The sequence below is a fragment of the Marinibactrum halimedae genome, assembly GCF_021234875.1.
GTDB classification, from domain to species: domain Bacteria; phylum Pseudomonadota; class Gammaproteobacteria; order Pseudomonadales; family Cellvibrionaceae; genus Marinibactrum; species Marinibactrum halimedae.
This window is the reverse complement of the sequence record NZ_JAJQVM010000006.1, coordinates 15,389-32,296: the sequence shown is the minus strand read 5'-3', so window position 1 is coordinate 32,296 and position 16,908 is coordinate 15,389. Positions and strand designations below refer to the sequence as shown.

Here is a 16,908-nt window from a genome sequence, read left to right as displayed (position 1 = left end):
GTTTCAGGGAAGCGGCCCGATGGAGATTCATGTTGCTATTCATATTCATCTCCATGGGTGCAGTTCCGTTGAGTGTGGGGTAAAGGAATTAACTTAACGTATAGTTAAATTCGCCTTCTTCCGAGACGCCGATGGCAACGTGATTGATCGGTGCTTCATTCGCCATGGCATTCAAACATTCTGATGCTAATTCGGGCAGAAGGGTTTTATTAAGAATATTTTCGATATTCCGTGCGCCAATGTCTGACTCTTGGCAGCGCGCCACAATGTGCAGTAACACGTCTTCATGATAATCGAACGATGCACCGTAATGATTGCGCACACGCTTTTCGATTTTACGCAAATTAATTTGCGCAATTTTCATTAAGTCGTCGTCTTCCAACGGGTAGTAGGAAATGACGTTGGCGCGACCAAGGAAGGCCGGCTTAAAGTGTTGCAGCAAGTGTGGGCGAATGTTGTCGAGTAAAACCTCTGGTTCGGGTTTTTCTTCCACTTGTTGCATGATGGCGCGAATGGCGTCTTCACCGGCATTGGAGGTCATAATGATAACAGTGTTCTTAAAGTCGATATCACGACCTTCGCCATCTTTGATGGTGCCTTTATCAAATAAGTTGTAGAACACGTCCTGTACACCCGGGTGGGCTTTTTCCATTTCATCCAGCAAAATCACCGAATACGGTTTCCGGCGAGCGGCTTCGGTTAATACGCCGCCTTCACCGTAACCCACATACCCTGGAGGTGAGCCTAACAGCATAGAGACTTTGTGCTCTTCTTTAAATTCCGACATGTTAATGACGGTAATGTTTTGCTCTCCGCCGAAGAGTTGATCGGCCAATGCCAGCGCGGTTTCGGTTTTACCCACGCCACTGGTGCCACAAAACAGGAATACCCCCACTGGCTTTCTTGGGTCGGTCAGGCCTGCCCGTGAGGTCTGTACCGCTTGGGCAATGGCTTGTAGGGCGTGAGGTTGACCAATGACACGCTCTTCGAGTCGGCTTGCTAAATTTTGAATGTTCGTAATTTCGTCAGAGACCATTTTCCCTACGGGAATACCGGTCCAGTTTGCGATGACTTCGGCAATGGCTTGTTCATCTACGTTGGGCTGCATTAACGGCGATTCACCTTGAATCGAGGCCAACTTTTCTTGCAAGGTTTTTAACTGAGCTTGCAGAGCGGGTAGGTCGATGTCGGCTGCGGCGCTGCTTTCCTCTTGAGTTTCAGGTTCGGCAGTGTCAGATGCGTTTTCGCTGTCTGTGGTGTCTTCACTGTTTGTGGTGTCGTTCTCTACCGTCTCGCCGTTGAGCTGGTTGTAGTGTTGATCAATTTGATCGTATACCGCTTTCAGTTCGGTAATAACCGTGTTTTCTTCTTCGCGTTGCGCCGTGAGGGTTTCAAGCAACGCTTCGGCGTTGGCTTTTTCATCGTTCAGTGCCGACAACGTTTCTTCGTGTTCGCCGGTGGCGATATTTTCGCGCTGTAATTTATCAATGGTGCGTTGCGCGGTCTCAATTCGGCGCTGGGCATTTTCCATGGCAGAAGGGGTAGACGATTGGCTTAAGGCAACACGAGCACAGGCTGTATCTAATAAGCTAACGGACTTATCTGGTAATTGACGGCCTGGAATATAACGATGAGACAATTTGACAGAGGCAACAACGGCTTCATCCAAAATGCGCACTTTATGATGATTTTGTAAGCTGGGTGAGATACCGCGCATCATATCGATGGCTTTTTCTTCGTCTGGTTCTTCTACTTTCACCACCTGAAAGCGACGGGTAAGGGCCGGGTCGCGCTCAAAATATTTTTTGTATTCTGCCCAAGTGGTGGCAGCGATGGTGCGTAATTCACCGCGAGCCAGCGCGGGTTTCAATAAGTTTGCCGCATCCCCTTGGCCTTCTTTTCCGCCTGCGCCAATCATGGTGTGGGCTTCATCAATAAACATGATGATGGGGGTGATGGAGGCTTTTACTTCTTCAATGACGGATTTTAAACGATTTTCAAACTCGCCTTTTACACTGGCGCCAGCTTGCAATAGTCCTAAATCTAGCGTGCGAACAATAACGCCTTGCAATGGCGTGGGTACATCGTTTTCGGCCACACGCAACGCAAAACCTTCTACTACAGCGGTTTTGCCCACACCTGCTTCACCGGTAAGGATGGGATTGTTCTGGCGGCGGCGAGTAAGAATATCGATACACTGACGAATTTCTTCATCGCGACCGAGTACCGGGTCGATTTCTCCTTTTTTCGCGCGCTCTGTTAAATTCACGGTGTACTTGTCAAGGCTGGGGGTTTTCGAAGCTTTGATATTTTCATTGCCACCAGCAACGGTTGCATCAGTACTGGATACGGCAGCGGCGGATTCAGAGCTTGAACCATACACACTGCGAGCGGTTTCGCGAATGGATTCTGGTGCAATATTTTTTAATTCAGGGCAGCTTTTCAGTAACTCATGACGTGAGACATCATCCAAAATCAGGGCAGCCAATAAATGGGCCGAGGTGACGGTGCTTTGTTGAAACTCAACGGAGGCCAACATCCAGGCATTTTTACTGGCATCGACAATATTAGGGGAGAGGGAGGCTGGGCGGCTGCTGCCGGTTTTAAATTTTGCAATGCCGGCGGCCAGTTCTCTGGCCATGGCCGGTAAGTGGATGTCGTGCTTTTTGAGCAACGAATTTAAATCATTATCGCTGTTGTCTAAGAGCTTTAACAGCCAGTGCTCAATTTCCACATTGTAGTGAGTGTGTGTGATACAGAGGCCGGCGGCACCTTCAAGGCTGTCACGCAAGGTCGGTGACATTTTATCGACCAGGGATTTAAGATTGATATTGATCATAGAGTTTATCCTTTATGTATCTTTTTTTAATTCGAATTGTTATTGGTATCACCCACAACAGTCCATTGCGAGATCAATCCGTCCTTATGTGTACGGTGCTTTAATTTTCTGTATTTAAATAAACAGCATTTAATCCAGCGTTATTCTTTTAAGCGTTGTTTCTGTAAGTCGTTTTTTTAGTGGTATTAATTTCCATGACATCATGAAAATCAATACTTGGAATAAGGCACTTTTATGTCACTCCATTTAAGTTAAAACCCTTTATCCCAGTTGGGGCGACAGCGAAGGTTCTGTGATTACAGGTAGCCCTTCATCGGGTGCACAAATGTCTTGGGGCAGTTTAACAATGGTGACCGCTGTTGAATCTGTCTTGTAATCCAAATGGGTATTCCAGCCCAGCATGGGCTCAGCTTCATCTTCCAGTTGCACGGGGGGAACACTTGCTGAACTTAGGCTCACTTCAATTTCAAATTCAAATTCATTGCCAGTGGCGAAGTCCAGTAACGATTTAATGGATTCTAGTTTACGACTGCCGGGGGACAACTCCATGTAGCGTTCAATGGGCAGTGGCTCGACAATCACGGCAAATTTTCCTTGGGCTTGGAAAGAATGAGAGCCGATAATGGCATTAAGGCCAAGGCAATTATTTTGTCCTGCGGGTACGTCTTCACCTGGCAATCGTGTGAGAATATCGGGCGGTAGTTCTTGCCAACTACCCACAAACTGTTTAACGGTAACGTCCAAATCAAAGTGGTGTTTCATGAGTTGACGTATGCCTTCTTCGGTAACCGCACCACGGGCAAAAATAGCGGCAGTCCCAATAAGTGCTTCGTCTCTCACTCGCATTCGTGAAGAAAGCTCGTCAAACCCGAGTCCAATTAAAGACAGAAATAGGTGTGTGAAAGAGTCCGGGCGGCGTTTACTGAGCTGTTTATTACGTTCGTAATTCACCGGAAGTTGATACTTGTGCCATGCTTCGTAAAACAGTGACAACGTGCGGTGTTCAAAAATATCCAAAAATTCTTTGAGGGACGGATTCTTTTGTTTCAACTCGCGGATGACTTGCTCACTTAAATAGTAAGGCATGACACCATGGCTACCGGTTAAACCGAGAATAGAGCTGTCAACTTGCCAACGTTGTTCAGGGCCTTCTTGGTCGCCGAAATCGACCGTACTGACCGCCTTGATATCACTGATATCGGAATTGTTGAACGCGAGGCGGTTAACATTGCGAAACCGAATGGCCTCATCACCGGCACGGGCTCGCCCGCCCGGTGGGGCTGAGGCGAAGCCATCGTAATCGGGTGCGAGCGCGGCGGCACGCTCAAGCAAGCGTACCGCTTGAAAAAACTCAAACTGATACGGAGTGTCAACTAATTGATCGATTAAAGCAGCGCTTTTTCGCCGGCTCTGGGTGGCCATCTTTTCAATACTCCGTCTTTACCGTGAATTTTAGCGGTGACTTTGGTGAATGAATTAATTGAGCAATAAAGCCCACAGAATTTTTCCAAAACACTGGCAAACAGCAATGGGCTCGTGCCGGACAGTAAAATTGGGTCTAGTTCAAATTCTACTTCTGTGCCTCGGCACATCACAATGCTGCCATCGACCTGTATCGGGGAGGTAATGGACTTGGTTTTTAACCCCAAAACAGCTTGAATCATTTTTCGTGTACTGGCGGAGTCTTTAAAATCGTAAAGTCTTAAGATTTCTTTTAAAGCATCACTGGAACCTGGTGTATTGCCTAAGGATAAATGATTTAAATTTAAATGAGAGATCAGTCGCCAATAACTGCGTTCACGCATGGGAGGGCGAATGGCTGCGGTGGGAGAGACTAAACAGGCAATACGCTCTACGGTGAGGTCACCTTCTACTGGGGTTAGATAGGGCTGATTATTACCGGTAGGCAGTTTCTTCGCCAAATTACGATTTGAACAGGTGAGTTTTAAGGCCAGCGTTTGGTCTTTCTGCAAATGAGGATTGAAATTTAAATCCACCAGCGAAAGATTGACCTCAGTGGCCATTTCATTATTGTGCTCGCCCTCTACTACCGGTTCACGCTGAGAAAACCAATACGCGCTTTCTTTTCCTGCCATTGCATGGTTTACCCCATAAAATGGCAGATATTCTGTGCTGGAGCCGTCGGACGCGTGGGCGGTTACCTTGTCCACGCTGTAGACTTCCATTTGATTACGTCGTCGTGAATCAGCAATAACCGGGTATTGGTACTGATGATGACTGAGCGCTATAGGGTCGCTGTCTTGCTCAAATAAATTCACAACAGGCGTGCAGCCCAGCGCAAAGGATTGCGCGGTAATTTGATGCTCCAGTTCGGTATTGGAATCTTTTAAGTACAAATAAAGGCACAATTCATCGCCGTAACTTTCATCGACATGAATATCCAGCCCATTAATATCAATAAAGTGAAATTTTTCTGGAAAGGCGAAAAATTCGGTCAGCAATCGATAACCGGTGAACGATTGCAGCGGGTAGGGCAATAAACTGTCTTCCGCATTTAATCCTACTTGAGAGAGTAGTTCTGGCCCAGCGAAGGAAGGGTGCTCGGCGTCATCAGAGGGAGCAAAAACCACTTTCAGAGTTTTTGTTAGCAGCAAATCGTAAGTGGGATAAACAAACTGGCTTTGCCCTTTCAAAAATAATCGCAGTGTTTTTAAGCCAAACTCACCAATACACACATCCGGGGATAACGCCTTTAACCGAATTTTTAAAACGGCGGCGGCACCGGGTACATCATTGGAACCGGGCGCAATGAAGGGTCTGGCCATCAGCTCAGCTTCATGCACTTTCAACGGTAAAATATCGGTGTCGTAGCAGGTGGTGAATCGGCATTTCTCGCCATTAAACACGTCGCTTTCTAACAGTGTGCCTTTGGGTACGTGTTCGGGTTTGTCCAATTGTGGGTCAGGTTCAAACGACACCAGTGCCATGGAGGGAATTGGGCGCAGGTAATGCGGGTAGACGGTATCGAGTACGGCGTCGGTGAGTTCAGGAAAGCCATCGGTTAATTTGTGTTGAATGCGGGCGTTTAGGTAGGCAAAACCTGAAATAAGCCGTTCAACCAATGGATCTTCGATGGTGTCTTCATTTAATTGCAGGCGTGAGGCCGCTGCAGGGTGTTTTTTTGCGAATTCGGCGGCGGTTTGTTGAATAAACGCCAGCTCGTTTTCGTAATGATGTAGCAGGGAATCACTCATGCGCCTACCTCTGATACGGAAACATTTTGAGTAACGGGGTTCAGTGAGGAGTCAAATATGATCACTTCCGCTGCCGGATTAATATGTAAGACGGCTTCCACTCGAAAGCGAATGACGGGGTCTTCCGGGTCTGGTTTTCCTTCACTGATGACTTTGACCGTTTTAATACGGGGTTCGAACGTTAAAATGCAGTCTTCAATGTCTCGACAAAAACGCTCACGACTGGTGGAGGCGGTGAGGTTGACGGTCGATAAATCTGGCAAGCCAAACTCAGTGATGGCGGTGTCCAGATGTGTTAACCCTTCGGGGTGTGATAAGCATTTATAGCGTGTATTGAGTAAATGCTCTAAATCACGACGAACGCTTTCTCGAATTTGTCGTAAAAGCTTATGAGGTTGTGCGTTATCGGCAATATCGCTGGTATCGATCAGTCGATCCAATACGGGGGCAAGTAGCCGCTTTTCACTGAGTTTCATCGTTATCCTCCTGTGCCAACGGCGGCTTGAGCAAGTGTGGTGGTCAGCTTCAGCTCAGACACTAAGTGATCGACAATGTAATGGGGCTTTAAATAAATCACGCTTTGGTAACTGCCTGGGCTGCGTCGATCTTCAGAGACTTCGACTCGAGCTTCACGCAGAGGGTATCTCGCTAACATTTCCCACCCAAGGTCGTCTCGGCCGGTGGCGTATTCGTTGAGCCAGCTTTGTAACATGCGGCGGCAATCGGCGGCACTGGTGTATGAACCAACTTTATCGCGGGTCATGACTTTGATGTATTGAGCAAAGCGTGAGGCGCACAGTATTTGTTGCAACATTGCACTGAGGCGGGCATTGGCAGTGGCCCCCTTGTGGGCAAAGCGTTTGGGTAGCTGGATAGAGGGGACGGAGCGGAAAGCCACCATGGCGGTGTCGTAGCATTGGCATAGGCAAATTAAGCCAATTTCACTGAGTTCACGTTCCAGCATGTCGCTGATTAACACTGGCGTAATAATTTTGGGCACCAACGGGCTATGATCGACCGTTTGATGCAGTGCTGGAAATTGGGTAACGAGGCCGCCGCCGTGGTGGTCACGAGGCACGCCGCGAATGTGGGCAAACCAGCCGGTTTCGGCAAACTCGCGTATTAAAACCGAGCCCAGCGCAAAGGCGGCATTGCCCCATAATAATTTTTGGTTATCTCGACCAGACACGATCTCATCATAAACAAGGTGCCCGCTTCGATTGTTGTCTTGTCGGTAGGGCTCTCTGAGCAGTACTTGCGGTAAGCACAAGCCAATAAATCGGCTGTCTTCTAATTCACGTAAACTGTGCCAGCGAGTGTATTCTTTTTGGCGAAAGGCTTCTTGAAAATTGATGTTATTGCTGATTTCTTCGAAGTTATTTAAGCCAAAAAATTCGGGTCGAACGCTGCAAATAAAGGGACAAAAAGCCGCTGCAGCGACTTGAGCAATGCCTTTTAGGGTGGAGACATCATCGTATGGATAATCTGGCAGTGGGCGATGACAAATATGGTAATCACCCAAGACGACGCCCATGGGTTCTCCACCGGCGATGCCAAATTCTCGGTTGTAAAACAGGTCAAATAACGCCGATTGATCAAAGTCGGCGGCACGTTCAATATCGCGCGTTACTTCTCGCCAGCTGGCGTCTAAACACTTAATTTTAATGTTGGCGTTGATGGGGGCAGCTTCGATGAGTTTATAAACACCACGCCATGCCGATTCAAGCGCTTGGAATTTTGTGTGATGCAAAATGGCATCTAATTGGTCGCCAATCAGACCATCCAGCTCGGCGATTAAAATGGCAAAGTTGGCGATGGGTTTGTCTCGGGTGCCCAACGCGCTAGAGATACCCGCAATAATCTTTAATTGGTCTGAGATTTCTTTCAGTTGTTGTAAGCGTTTTAGCTCTTCAGGGCTAAGCTCGGTGTCTTCTTCGAGGTCTTCTTGCTCTGTGCCACCTAATCTGCCTATGGATACTGACATGGGGGCTAAGCCCTGATGATTGTCAAAGTCTTCAACTAAGTCATCCAAAGACAGATTATCCAGAGACGGTGCATCCAGAGATAAGTCATCCCCTGGTAAGTCGTCCACAGAGGGAACAAGGGCGTCTTCGGAAAGAGGCGATGGGGTCGCGGACGTATCGTCGGTTGGCGTTGTTGCCGAGGGCTTCTTAGGGTGTGGAGGGTGATTTGTTGTGTCGGACACGGATATCTTCCCTTACCGAACCGCCGCAGGGTATTTCTTCAATCGCAGTGTGAAAACCAATCGAAGTGTGCAACAAGGTTGCAGCGCGTGTGTTGTAAAACACAGTTGTGGGTGGTTGGTGTAGTTTTTAACAAAACCCTCTGTAACACCGTGCGTTACAGAGGGTGGTTTTACCAGCTCAATAGGTTTTTTCAACCTAGCGCATTAGCCTGGCGTAGGAATGTTGGCCACCATACGCATAGAAGTGGTTAATTCTTCCATTTGCAACCATGGTTTTAGGTAGGCCACTGCACTGTAGGAGCCAGGGCGACCTGGGATTTCCTTCACTTCCACGCGTGCCTCGGCCAATGGGTATTTGGCTTTCATTTCTGGGCTGGCGTCTGGGTTAGAGTTGGTGTACTGCTTGATCCATTTATTCAACCAACGCTCACAATCGTTCGCTTCCATAAATGAACCCACTTTATCGCGTGCCATCACTTTGAGGTAATGGGCAATACGAGAGGTGGCCATTAAGTAAGGCAAACGAGCTGAGATGGAGGCGTTCGCAGTCGCGTCTGGATCGTCGTACTCTTTCGGGTCTTGAGTGGTTTGTGCACCGAAGAAAACGGAGTAGTCCGTATTTTTGTAGTGACACAGCGGTAGGAAGCCAGAGTTACTGAGCTCTGCTTCACGACGGTCGGTAATACCGATTTCGGTTGGGCATTTTTGGTCGGTGTCACCGTCGTCACTTTTGAATAAGTGGCTTGGTAAGCCCATGACTTTACCACCACCTTCGGCACCACGAATGGCTGTACACCAAGAGTTTTCAGAGAACGCTTGGGTCATGGTTGTCCCCATAACGTAAGCGGCATTCATCCAAGTGTAATCGTGGTGATCAACGGCTTTAGCCATGCCGGATTCGTCCAATTCAAACTCTTCGAAGTTGAATGCTTCGATGGGCTTAGAATTTGCGCCATAAGGCATACGAGATAGTACTCGCGGCATAACAAGCGTGACAAAGCGAGAGTCCTCACTCTCACGGAAACTGCGCCATTTGATGTATTCTTGAGTGTCAAAAATACCGGCGAGATCGCGAGGTTTAGACAGTTCGGTAAAGTCATCGAAACCGAACATTTGTGAACCTGCCGCAGAAATAAACGGACAGAAACCGGCGGCAGCCACGTTCGACATATGGGTAAGCAGGTCGATATCTTCAGGGTGGTTACCGAATTCAAAATCACCAATCATGGCGCCGTAAGGTTCACCACCGGCAGTACCAAATTCTTCTTCGTAGATTTTTTTGAAGGTTTGGCTTTGGTCAAACTCTACCGCTTTATCCAAATCTTTAAACAGCTCACGTTTGGTGATATTCATCATGCGAATTTTCAGGGTGGTGCCCGTTTCGCTGTTTTTCACCAAGTGATTTAACCCACGCCAAGAGCCTTCCAATTTCTGGAATTTCTCGTCATGCAGAATCGCTGTCAATTGCTTGGACATCGCCTGATCAATGGCGTTGACCGCTTTGTTGATGGTTTGGGTCAAGTTTTTGTCCCATACCACGGTACCGGCTAACGCTTGCTCGGTTAGGTTGGCCAGCAAGTCCTTAACGTCGTTGCTGTCGGTTTGCTTGGTGGATGCAATGGCCTGATCTAACAGGCTCGCCGACTGTTCTTCGGCTTCTGCGGATGCGCTTTGGGCTTCTTCTGTAGACATCCCGTTATTCTCCTTGCTCTTCTGAACCATTCAATTCACTGGAAATGCTCGCCACTTCGTCAGCGTTTTTCAAAATCTCTTCAAGGACATTTTCCAAATCTTCAGAACGGTCTGCCTTGCTGAGAAGGTCGCGTAACTTGTTGCGAGCATCCAATAGTTTTTGCAGCGGCTCGACTTGAGAAACAACGGCTTCTGGAGAGAAGTCATCCATGTTTTTAAAGTCGAGATCAACCGCCATTTTTGAGCCATCACCGGCCAACGTGTTTTCCACTTGTAGGCCAAGCTTCGGGTTGATTTTCCCCATGGCGTCGTTGAAGTTATCGCGGTCAATTTGAACGAATTTACGTTCTTTGAGTGGGCGCTTGGCATCGGTATTATCGCCCGAATAATCACCCATGACGCCCACCACGAAAGGTAACTCTTTCTTCACTTCTGCGCCGTTGGTTTCAACGTCATAAGTGATGTGGACGCGAGGCTTCCTGACGCGCTTTAGTTTGTTATGGATGCTTTCGGACATCGTCTACTCCTTGCCTATTGTGTTGTTACCATTGTTTTATAACAAATGATCATTGAATGAACCCTTGAGAGACGGGTCCAGGGTACTCTTGAGTTAATGGCTGTTTTAACGACAGTTAAATCAAAAGTGACTAATTTATTTACTATACTGCTAAATCGTTATGTTTGTTTAAATTTCAATCTAGCTCGGCTTGTTGAGCTGTGCCTTCCGTTTAAAACTGAGTTTGGGCAAATACTGTTTCAGTTTAGTTCTTCCTAGTTACCATTTTTATGAAGAATAAGGGTAATGAAAAGGCATTCTTCTCTGTAAAGATTTCTTTAAACAATATTTCTAAGACTTCGTGGTTAACTACCAGCCTGAACTATTGTTTTGAGCTTCCCCACCGCTATTACCCCATCCTGAACTCTCCTCAGACGTTTCACTCTCCGCTGCATTTTCGGTAGTGGCGGTTGGGGCTGGGGCGGCAGTATTCGTATTTGTTGGAGGGACTACGTATTTTTGCGTGTCCGTCCCATCCAAGCGAACTCCCGTTAATTGGCTGTAAAGTGCCTTAGAACCTTCATCCGGTAGGAGCTCCATCATCAACTGCGCGACCGTCATTCTGCCCCAGCCTACAATTCGATCAATACCTGAGGCGATGGGGGTGTGTGGTTCGTAAGTTCTAAAGTAGTCGGCAATAATGGCCAGTTGTTTCAGGGCGTCCTCTCGGGTTTCAATGGGAGCACCAACACCGGCCGCTGCACGTTTTTGGTTGCCTGCTGGGGCGCTGTCACCGCTACTTGCACCGGTCTCGTCAGAGGCTTGGCCATCATCGTTACTGTCGGCTTCTCCGTGCAATAAATTATAGGCCTCTACAATTTCTTTGCTGACAAATCGCACGGTGCGTAACAGTTCTTCACATAGTTTAGTGATGGCGGAATTAGGAGGGGCGTCTGCGCCACAGTGTTTGCGTAGTTCGGCGTTGTAGGCTTTGTAAATATCAATGGCTTCTTGAATGGTTTCGATCAGCTGTAGATAGAACTCTGCAGAGGTTTCAGAAACTGCTTTGGTAATTTGTTCGAGTTTAAAACCGATAGACTCTTCTCGGGATTTTTTCTCGTCCTCGTCCTTAATTTTGTCGGCATCGCGGGCTTGCAGATATTCCCAATAAGTAAAAGCGGACGTAACGGAGGGATCGGTGATCAAAATGGAGCGAATCGGTGTTAACAGGGTGCCTTCTCCACCGTCGCCATTGAGGCCGGTTAAAGGCGCAACTTTTGTTTCGATGCCATCCTCATCGGGGAGGGGGTAGAGGTCTTCCCAGTAGTTTTCAATCAGTTGGCTGATAACTTTAAAGCAATCGCGCAACCCTTCTGCGCCTTCAAAGCGAACGAGGGCTTCTGCATACCAAGCGCAGATTTCTAAATCTTTGGAATTGGATTTTAGGATGCCGTCGGCTTGATCCGCTACTGCTTGCCATGGGGTGAGGATATCGGCTTCAGAATCGAACATATTGGTACGTTCATTGGCACGAGCGCTGTTACGGGCATCTTTAATTCCGTAGAACGGGGCCTCAGGAGATCGGTCTTCACGAATATCGCCGCCAACAGGATTATCGTCGGAAATGGGAGCGACAAGCGCTTCTATGTCAATGACATGCGGAGCAGGCATATAAATTCCTTACTGTCCTTGTTTAAGTCGAGTGTGAGATAAAAATTGGATGCAGTTTTTGGCCCGTGCCAATAACGCATTATTTACACAACAGCGACTCTGTGTAATCCACTATTGAACGCAGTATAACGTGTCTTTTCTGTGGCGCACAATGTGGTGTGATTAATACTGATTCTATTTAGTGAATCTGTCATGCATTTGACATTCATATCCTTAATTTTTGTGAAATTAAAGTAATTCAGGCCAAATTTTTTATTGCTTATTCTTTAATTTATTATCAAATTTGAATTTTTCAATTCGCCTTTGCTGACTTTTTTGAATAATCAATAAGCTGTTCTGTTTTTAACCTTTATCCCACTGCCCGGTTAGCATTTTGGTAAAGCTTTCCGGTGGGGGAAGCCCTTCACTGTCAAAGAGCGTTTGTTGTTCTTGGGTGTTTTGTAACCAGCATGAATTGGCCGGCGCCACGGCTTGTCGTTGTTGGTAAAGTAATTCACTCATTAAGCTTGCGTGATTGTTATCCTCTGTCTGGCTGATAAAGCACCCTGCCATGGGGGATAACCCTTTAGTGGGCATGGATTTTTTAATGTTGTCGTTTTCACTGAGGTTTGCCAGGTTATTAAGAACGATGTCTACCGAATCGCCATTATTTAAGGCATTAACGGCGATATTTTCGGCATTACGAAACCAGTTGTCGTAGCTAATAAGCGTTTTATAAGGGTTAGGCTGGTTGGGCGTTAATTGCGTAATGGTTAAAGGAAAATACCGGCCAATACTGTCGACGCTGGGAAGTAAAATGCCGATTCTCGATTGTGAATCTACGACTCCGCTGCTAATCGAAAATCGCCAAATAGGGCAATAAAGATAAAAATCCAGCCATTGAGAATCCAGTTGATGGCGACTGCTGGCAATGCAGCGCTGAAGCCATTCGTCCCAAATGGTTAAAAATCCAGGCGCTAAGCCTCTGTCGACAAAATCGCCATGAGCGGGTAGCTTGCCAAAAATACCGATTGAACTGGTCATAAACTGCTTTGTATCTTTTGTGAGTTATTCATACTGTGAACAACAAATTATGGGTATGGCCCTGTTCAGCAGGGCCGTTTAGTTATCTTTAATGATGCTCTTAACAATTTTTCAAATTTGATTTAAAAGTTGTGTTAGCGACTATTCTAAAAAGCTGCTCTAAATACTGGCGTTAAAGTGTTTTCGGTGCTCGGTATTTTTTCAGAAGCTGAGAATCAAACGGATTAATATTGCTGTTAGCCGTTAATTTAAACTGGGCTTCCCGGCCGTTATCTTCAAACGTAATATTTTTGATATTGGCAGCGTTTGTGGCTTCCACTCTTGAGGCATCCAACAATTTAAACCACGCCCAATCACCTTCGAAATGCTTTCGGTGAACGGTTTCGTTAAGGTCTTCAAAAATGATTCGGCTGCGTAATTCTTGCCCGCCTGTCCAGCTTAGGGAGGAGGGAGTACGAGGGCCGTGAGAATAGGTGATGCGTGAGTTGCCAAGTTCTAATGCGAATAAACGTACGCTGGAATCCAATTTTAGGGGCTGTAATCGGAAATTCACCTGGGCGTTGTCGGCGGTACTGAATAGCGCACCACGAATGGTGTCGGCCTGTTTAAATTGGCTAAAACTTTCGGCGGTGAAGCCTAGGCTGCGGCCATCCAATGATCGGGATTGCCAGCGACGGGTGTCGACAAACGGTTTAACGTAGGTGTCAACGAATGACTGCTCAATGCCGCCGGGCTTAAAGTAATTATTAAACTCCAGCATGGGGACTTCATTGCGAGTACCGGTGCTGAAAGGGTATCGGCCTGCCAGTGAAGCGTTATACACCGTGTACACCTGGTTATTCCAGACCGTATTAACATGATTTTTCGCGCTGTTTAGCACCAATGACCAAGCGTTATCGGCAATACCCTCTAACCAGCGGTTCATTGGGTTTGGTGCACGGCTGGCTTGGGAACGCAACGCTTGAATAGCGTCCGCTGTGCTACCACTGAAGCGTTTTTTCGCAACATCAAACATGGCTTTTCGAGAATCCGGTACCGTCTCTAGCTCAGAAAGAAATCCACTGAGTTCTGCAATCGCTTGCAGGTACCCTTGAATTCGAGCTTGTCGGTCTTTCGGGGCCAGTGTGGCTTGATGTAATTCTTTAAAACGAATGTCCACCAGCGTAGGTTCGTTCGCTTCTCGTAATTTACTGGCAGCAGCATCGGCGGCAGCGGAGGCCAGTTGTTGGGTTTGACCACTGACAGGTGCACGCAGATTATTGATGGAGGTTTTCGGTAGCTCAAAAGTGGGAGTGAGTTTCGTATTGGAAGTAGTAATTTCGGCAATGGCCAAGAGAGGGGAATAAATCGGGTCGGACAATTTGTTCAATAAACTCATGCCTTCATTCAGGCTGGAGAACTTCGAGATGTTAATGGACTTCAGGAAGTTGCTCCAATAGTTGTAATACTCGGTGTGGTACAGCTTCTCAATTTCACGGCTCACACGGCTGTAATCAACGTCTGCATTGCGTTCGTTATTGGAAGGGGTGCCATAAAGCCACTGGTCTTCACTCAATGATTGAATTAAGTCTGAGTTGGCATCCACGTCAACACTGTCGAAGCCGGCTTTGGTGAAGATGAACGGTACCGTAAATGTCGGGCTGTTTTCATTTAGGCCGAATAAAAACTGAGTGTCACCGCCGATATCACTGTAGAAATTAATGTTCTGGGATAGTTCCGGAGACGCTTTCAGTTTCGCGTATAAACGATGGGCAATGGGGATGCGTCTCAATTTTGCCTGTGTGCTGGAAACAATACGCGTGTTCAGCATGTCTTCGGCAATGGGGTTGGGTTTTTCCAGTGCGGTGTTTAAATGCTGAGTTAATTGCGCTTGGATCTCTTCCTTGCCGGCGTATTGTTCTTTCCATCGAAGGTTGGCGTAGGTTTTGATGGCATCTACATCACGACGATCTTGATCAAACAGCATCAAGTATATTTTGAGTGTATCGGGTAGGCGGCCATCACTTTCGTCCATGCGGAACAGGTCTTGTTCAATTTCACGGGCGAAGGCAGGCATAAAGACTTCAGTCAGTTTCTCTTGATAAAGTGCATCTGCGGCGTTATCTACGCTGCGGTCATACATACCAAGGTTTGAGAGCCAGCGATTGTTTTCGCTGTCGTAAACAGTAGAGGCATTGTATAAAGGGCTAATAACGTCCAAACTTTGGCGCACATTTTCTTTGGCGTCAGGATGTTTGGCAGTGGCTTTTTGGAATTCGGTTAGGTTTTCTCTTACTTCTGACATTTGCAGCTTGTTTTGTGTGATGCTGCCTACCCAAGTCAGAGTAGAGGCGCCTAAAAGGGCTGCAATGCCGCCGTATCCTGCCCGTCGCATCCATACCATGGTGCGCTCTACCGTGCGGTTCACTCCCACTAATTCGGATTCTGGGAAAATGACATCATTAAGCAAGCGGGTAATAAAGAAACTTTTGCCCGTACCGCGTTGTTGCTGCCCTTGGTCCCGTTCCAACCCAAATGTGGAGGAAATCGACGACATCATACGATCAATGGGCGAACCTTCTTGTGTGGCACTGGTAAAATAGACGCCGCGAACTAAAGGCGTGGTTTCATAGCGATTGGCGGCGAAGATTTGTGTGACGAAATCATTCAGTGCATGGCCAATGCTGTCCATGCGTGCGGGGAAACTTTGCAGCAAGTAACGTTTATCGACATTTCGTTCTTGATTTAGTCGTACCAAAATACGTTGGTTTAAGCGCTCGACTAACTTTTCATATTCCGGTTTAAATTCACTGAGGTCGGTTCCTGCATTAGGGCTACCTTCAGGAGAAAAAGACACGCCCCACACTTGTTCGCACTCGGCTTGGCTTAGATTCTCGAAAAATTCCGAAAACCCAGCCACCAAATCGCATTTGGTAAAGGTGAGATAAATGGGAAAGCGAATTCCCAGTTGCTGTTGTAATTCGTTAATGCGAGTGCGCAATGTTTTCGCTTGTTGTAAACGTTGCTCAGGAGTTTGCGTCATGATGTCTTGCAGGCTAATCGCCAGTAAAACACCATTAATGGGGCGACGTTTGCGGTATTTTTTTAACAGCGCTAAAAATTTTTGCCATGCGGTATTGTCTACTACACGGTGGCTGTCTTGTGTGGTGTATCGTCCGGCGGTATCGATAATGATCGACTCATTGGTAAACCACCAATCGCAATTACGGGTGCCGCCAATACCACCGATGGACTCTTTACCGTGGGATTGTGCCAATGGGAATTCAAGGCCGGAATTCACTAATGCTGTGGTTTTTCCTGCCCCAGGTGGGCCAATAATGATGTACCAAGGCAATTGGTAAAGAGATTTTTTGCCGAAGTTGGATTGAAAGCGCGATTTTTTCAACACTTGCATGGCGTCTTTAAAGCGCTCGGATATGGCTTGAAGTTCTTCGCGAGTGCGAACGTCGTCAGGGTTTTCTTCGTTATCAACCTCGGCAATTTCTTCAATAAGGCCGTTATTACGTCGTAATTCTAAGATGGTGGTGATTAATTGATACACCACCCATGCGACTACACAAAGTCCGATCAAAATAAAGCGGGTGGTGGTGCTTAGCGTTGCGTTATCTTCGCCAAATTTAACAAAATCTGCGCCGAACCAAATCAGCAGGCTCAAGGCAATCAGACCAATAATCCCAATAACCCATTTATTGGTGAGAAAACCAACTACTTTTTTCATGCAAGTCTCCGTGCGAACGGGGCAAAAAGCGTTTGCCTAGCGTTTAGC

General features: G+C 47.1%; 11 protein-coding genes. 1 reads left to right on the top strand and 10 read right to left on the bottom strand.

The genetic code is table 11. From position 1 onward, the window contains the following. Window positions 1–88 precede the first annotated feature (88 nt). The 5 genes from tssH to tssC (LU351_RS04990) form a co-directional block, all read right to left on the bottom strand. Window positions 89–2,839, bottom strand: a complete 2,751-nt coding sequence (tssH, locus tag LU351_RS05010) for a type VI secretion system ATPase TssH (RefSeq protein WP_232592962.1) — start codon at window positions 2,837–2,839, stop codon at window positions 89–91. A 261-nt stretch (window positions 2,840–3,100) separates the two neighbouring features. Continuing rightward, entirely contained in the window at window positions 3,101–4,261 is a 1,161-nt protein-coding gene (tssG, locus tag LU351_RS05005) for a type VI secretion system baseplate subunit TssG (RefSeq protein ID WP_232592961.1), read from the bottom strand. Beyond that, on the bottom strand, window positions 4,225–6,054 hold the full coding sequence (tssF, locus tag LU351_RS05000; protein WP_232592960.1) for a type VI secretion system baseplate subunit TssF: 1,830 nt from the start codon (window positions 6,052–6,054) through the stop codon (window positions 4,225–4,227). The genes tssG and tssF overlap by 37 nt, the downstream gene beginning before the upstream one ends. Beyond that, window positions 6,051–6,530 carry a type VI secretion system baseplate subunit TssE gene (gene tssE, locus LU351_RS04995; protein ID WP_232592959.1) on the bottom strand — a complete coding sequence of 160 codons (480 nt, stop codon included), beginning with the start codon at window positions 6,528–6,530 and terminating at the stop codon, window positions 6,051–6,053. The genes tssF and tssE overlap by 4 nt, the downstream gene beginning before the upstream one ends. Before the next feature lie 2 nt (window positions 6,531–6,532). Then, window positions 6,533–8,260 (bottom strand): type VI secretion system contractile sheath large subunit, encoded by a 1,728-nt coding sequence (gene tssC, locus LU351_RS04990; protein WP_232592958.1) that lies wholly within the window; start codon window positions 8,258–8,260, stop codon window positions 6,533–6,535. Between tssC (LU351_RS04990) and LU351_RS20645 the strand changes: the two genes are divergently transcribed. Beyond that, window positions 8,250–8,384 (top strand): hypothetical protein, encoded by a 135-nt coding sequence (locus LU351_RS20645; protein WP_269783295.1) that lies wholly within the window; start codon window positions 8,250–8,252, stop codon window positions 8,382–8,384. The two genes, tssC (LU351_RS04990) and LU351_RS20645, sit on opposite strands and share 11 nt — an antisense overlap. Before the next feature lie 80 nt (window positions 8,385–8,464). Here the strand turns inward: LU351_RS20645 and tssC (LU351_RS04985) are convergent, their stop codons facing one another. The 5 genes from tssC (LU351_RS04985) to tssM all read right to left on the bottom strand — a co-directional run bounded on the left by tssC (LU351_RS04985) (window position 8,465) and on the right by tssM (window position 16,860). Then, window positions 8,465–9,952 (bottom strand): type VI secretion system contractile sheath large subunit, encoded by a 1,488-nt coding sequence (tssC, locus tag LU351_RS04985; RefSeq protein WP_232592957.1) that lies wholly within the window; start codon window positions 9,950–9,952, stop codon window positions 8,465–8,467. A 4-nt stretch (window positions 9,953–9,956) separates the two neighbouring features. Continuing rightward, window positions 9,957–10,469 carry a type VI secretion system contractile sheath small subunit gene (gene tssB / locus LU351_RS04980; protein WP_232592956.1) on the bottom strand — a complete coding sequence of 171 codons (513 nt, stop codon included), beginning with the start codon at window positions 10,467–10,469 and terminating at the stop codon, window positions 9,957–9,959. A 348-nt stretch (window positions 10,470–10,817) separates the two neighbouring features. Continuing rightward, on the bottom strand, window positions 10,818–12,119 hold the full coding sequence (gene tssA, locus LU351_RS04975; protein ID WP_232592955.1) for a type VI secretion system protein TssA: 1,302 nt from the start codon (window positions 12,117–12,119) through the stop codon (window positions 10,818–10,820). Window positions 12,120–12,461: 342 nt separating this feature from the next. Continuing rightward, window positions 12,462–13,142, bottom strand: coding sequence for a type VI secretion system-associated protein TagF (gene tagF / locus LU351_RS04970; protein ID WP_232592954.1), 681 nt, complete (start codon window positions 13,140–13,142; stop codon window positions 12,462–12,464). Between the two features lie 172 nt (window positions 13,143–13,314). Then, entirely contained in the window at window positions 13,315–16,860 is a 3,546-nt protein-coding gene (tssM, locus tag LU351_RS04965; protein WP_232592953.1) for a type VI secretion system membrane subunit TssM, read from the bottom strand. Window positions 16,861–16,908: the final 48 nt, after the last annotated feature.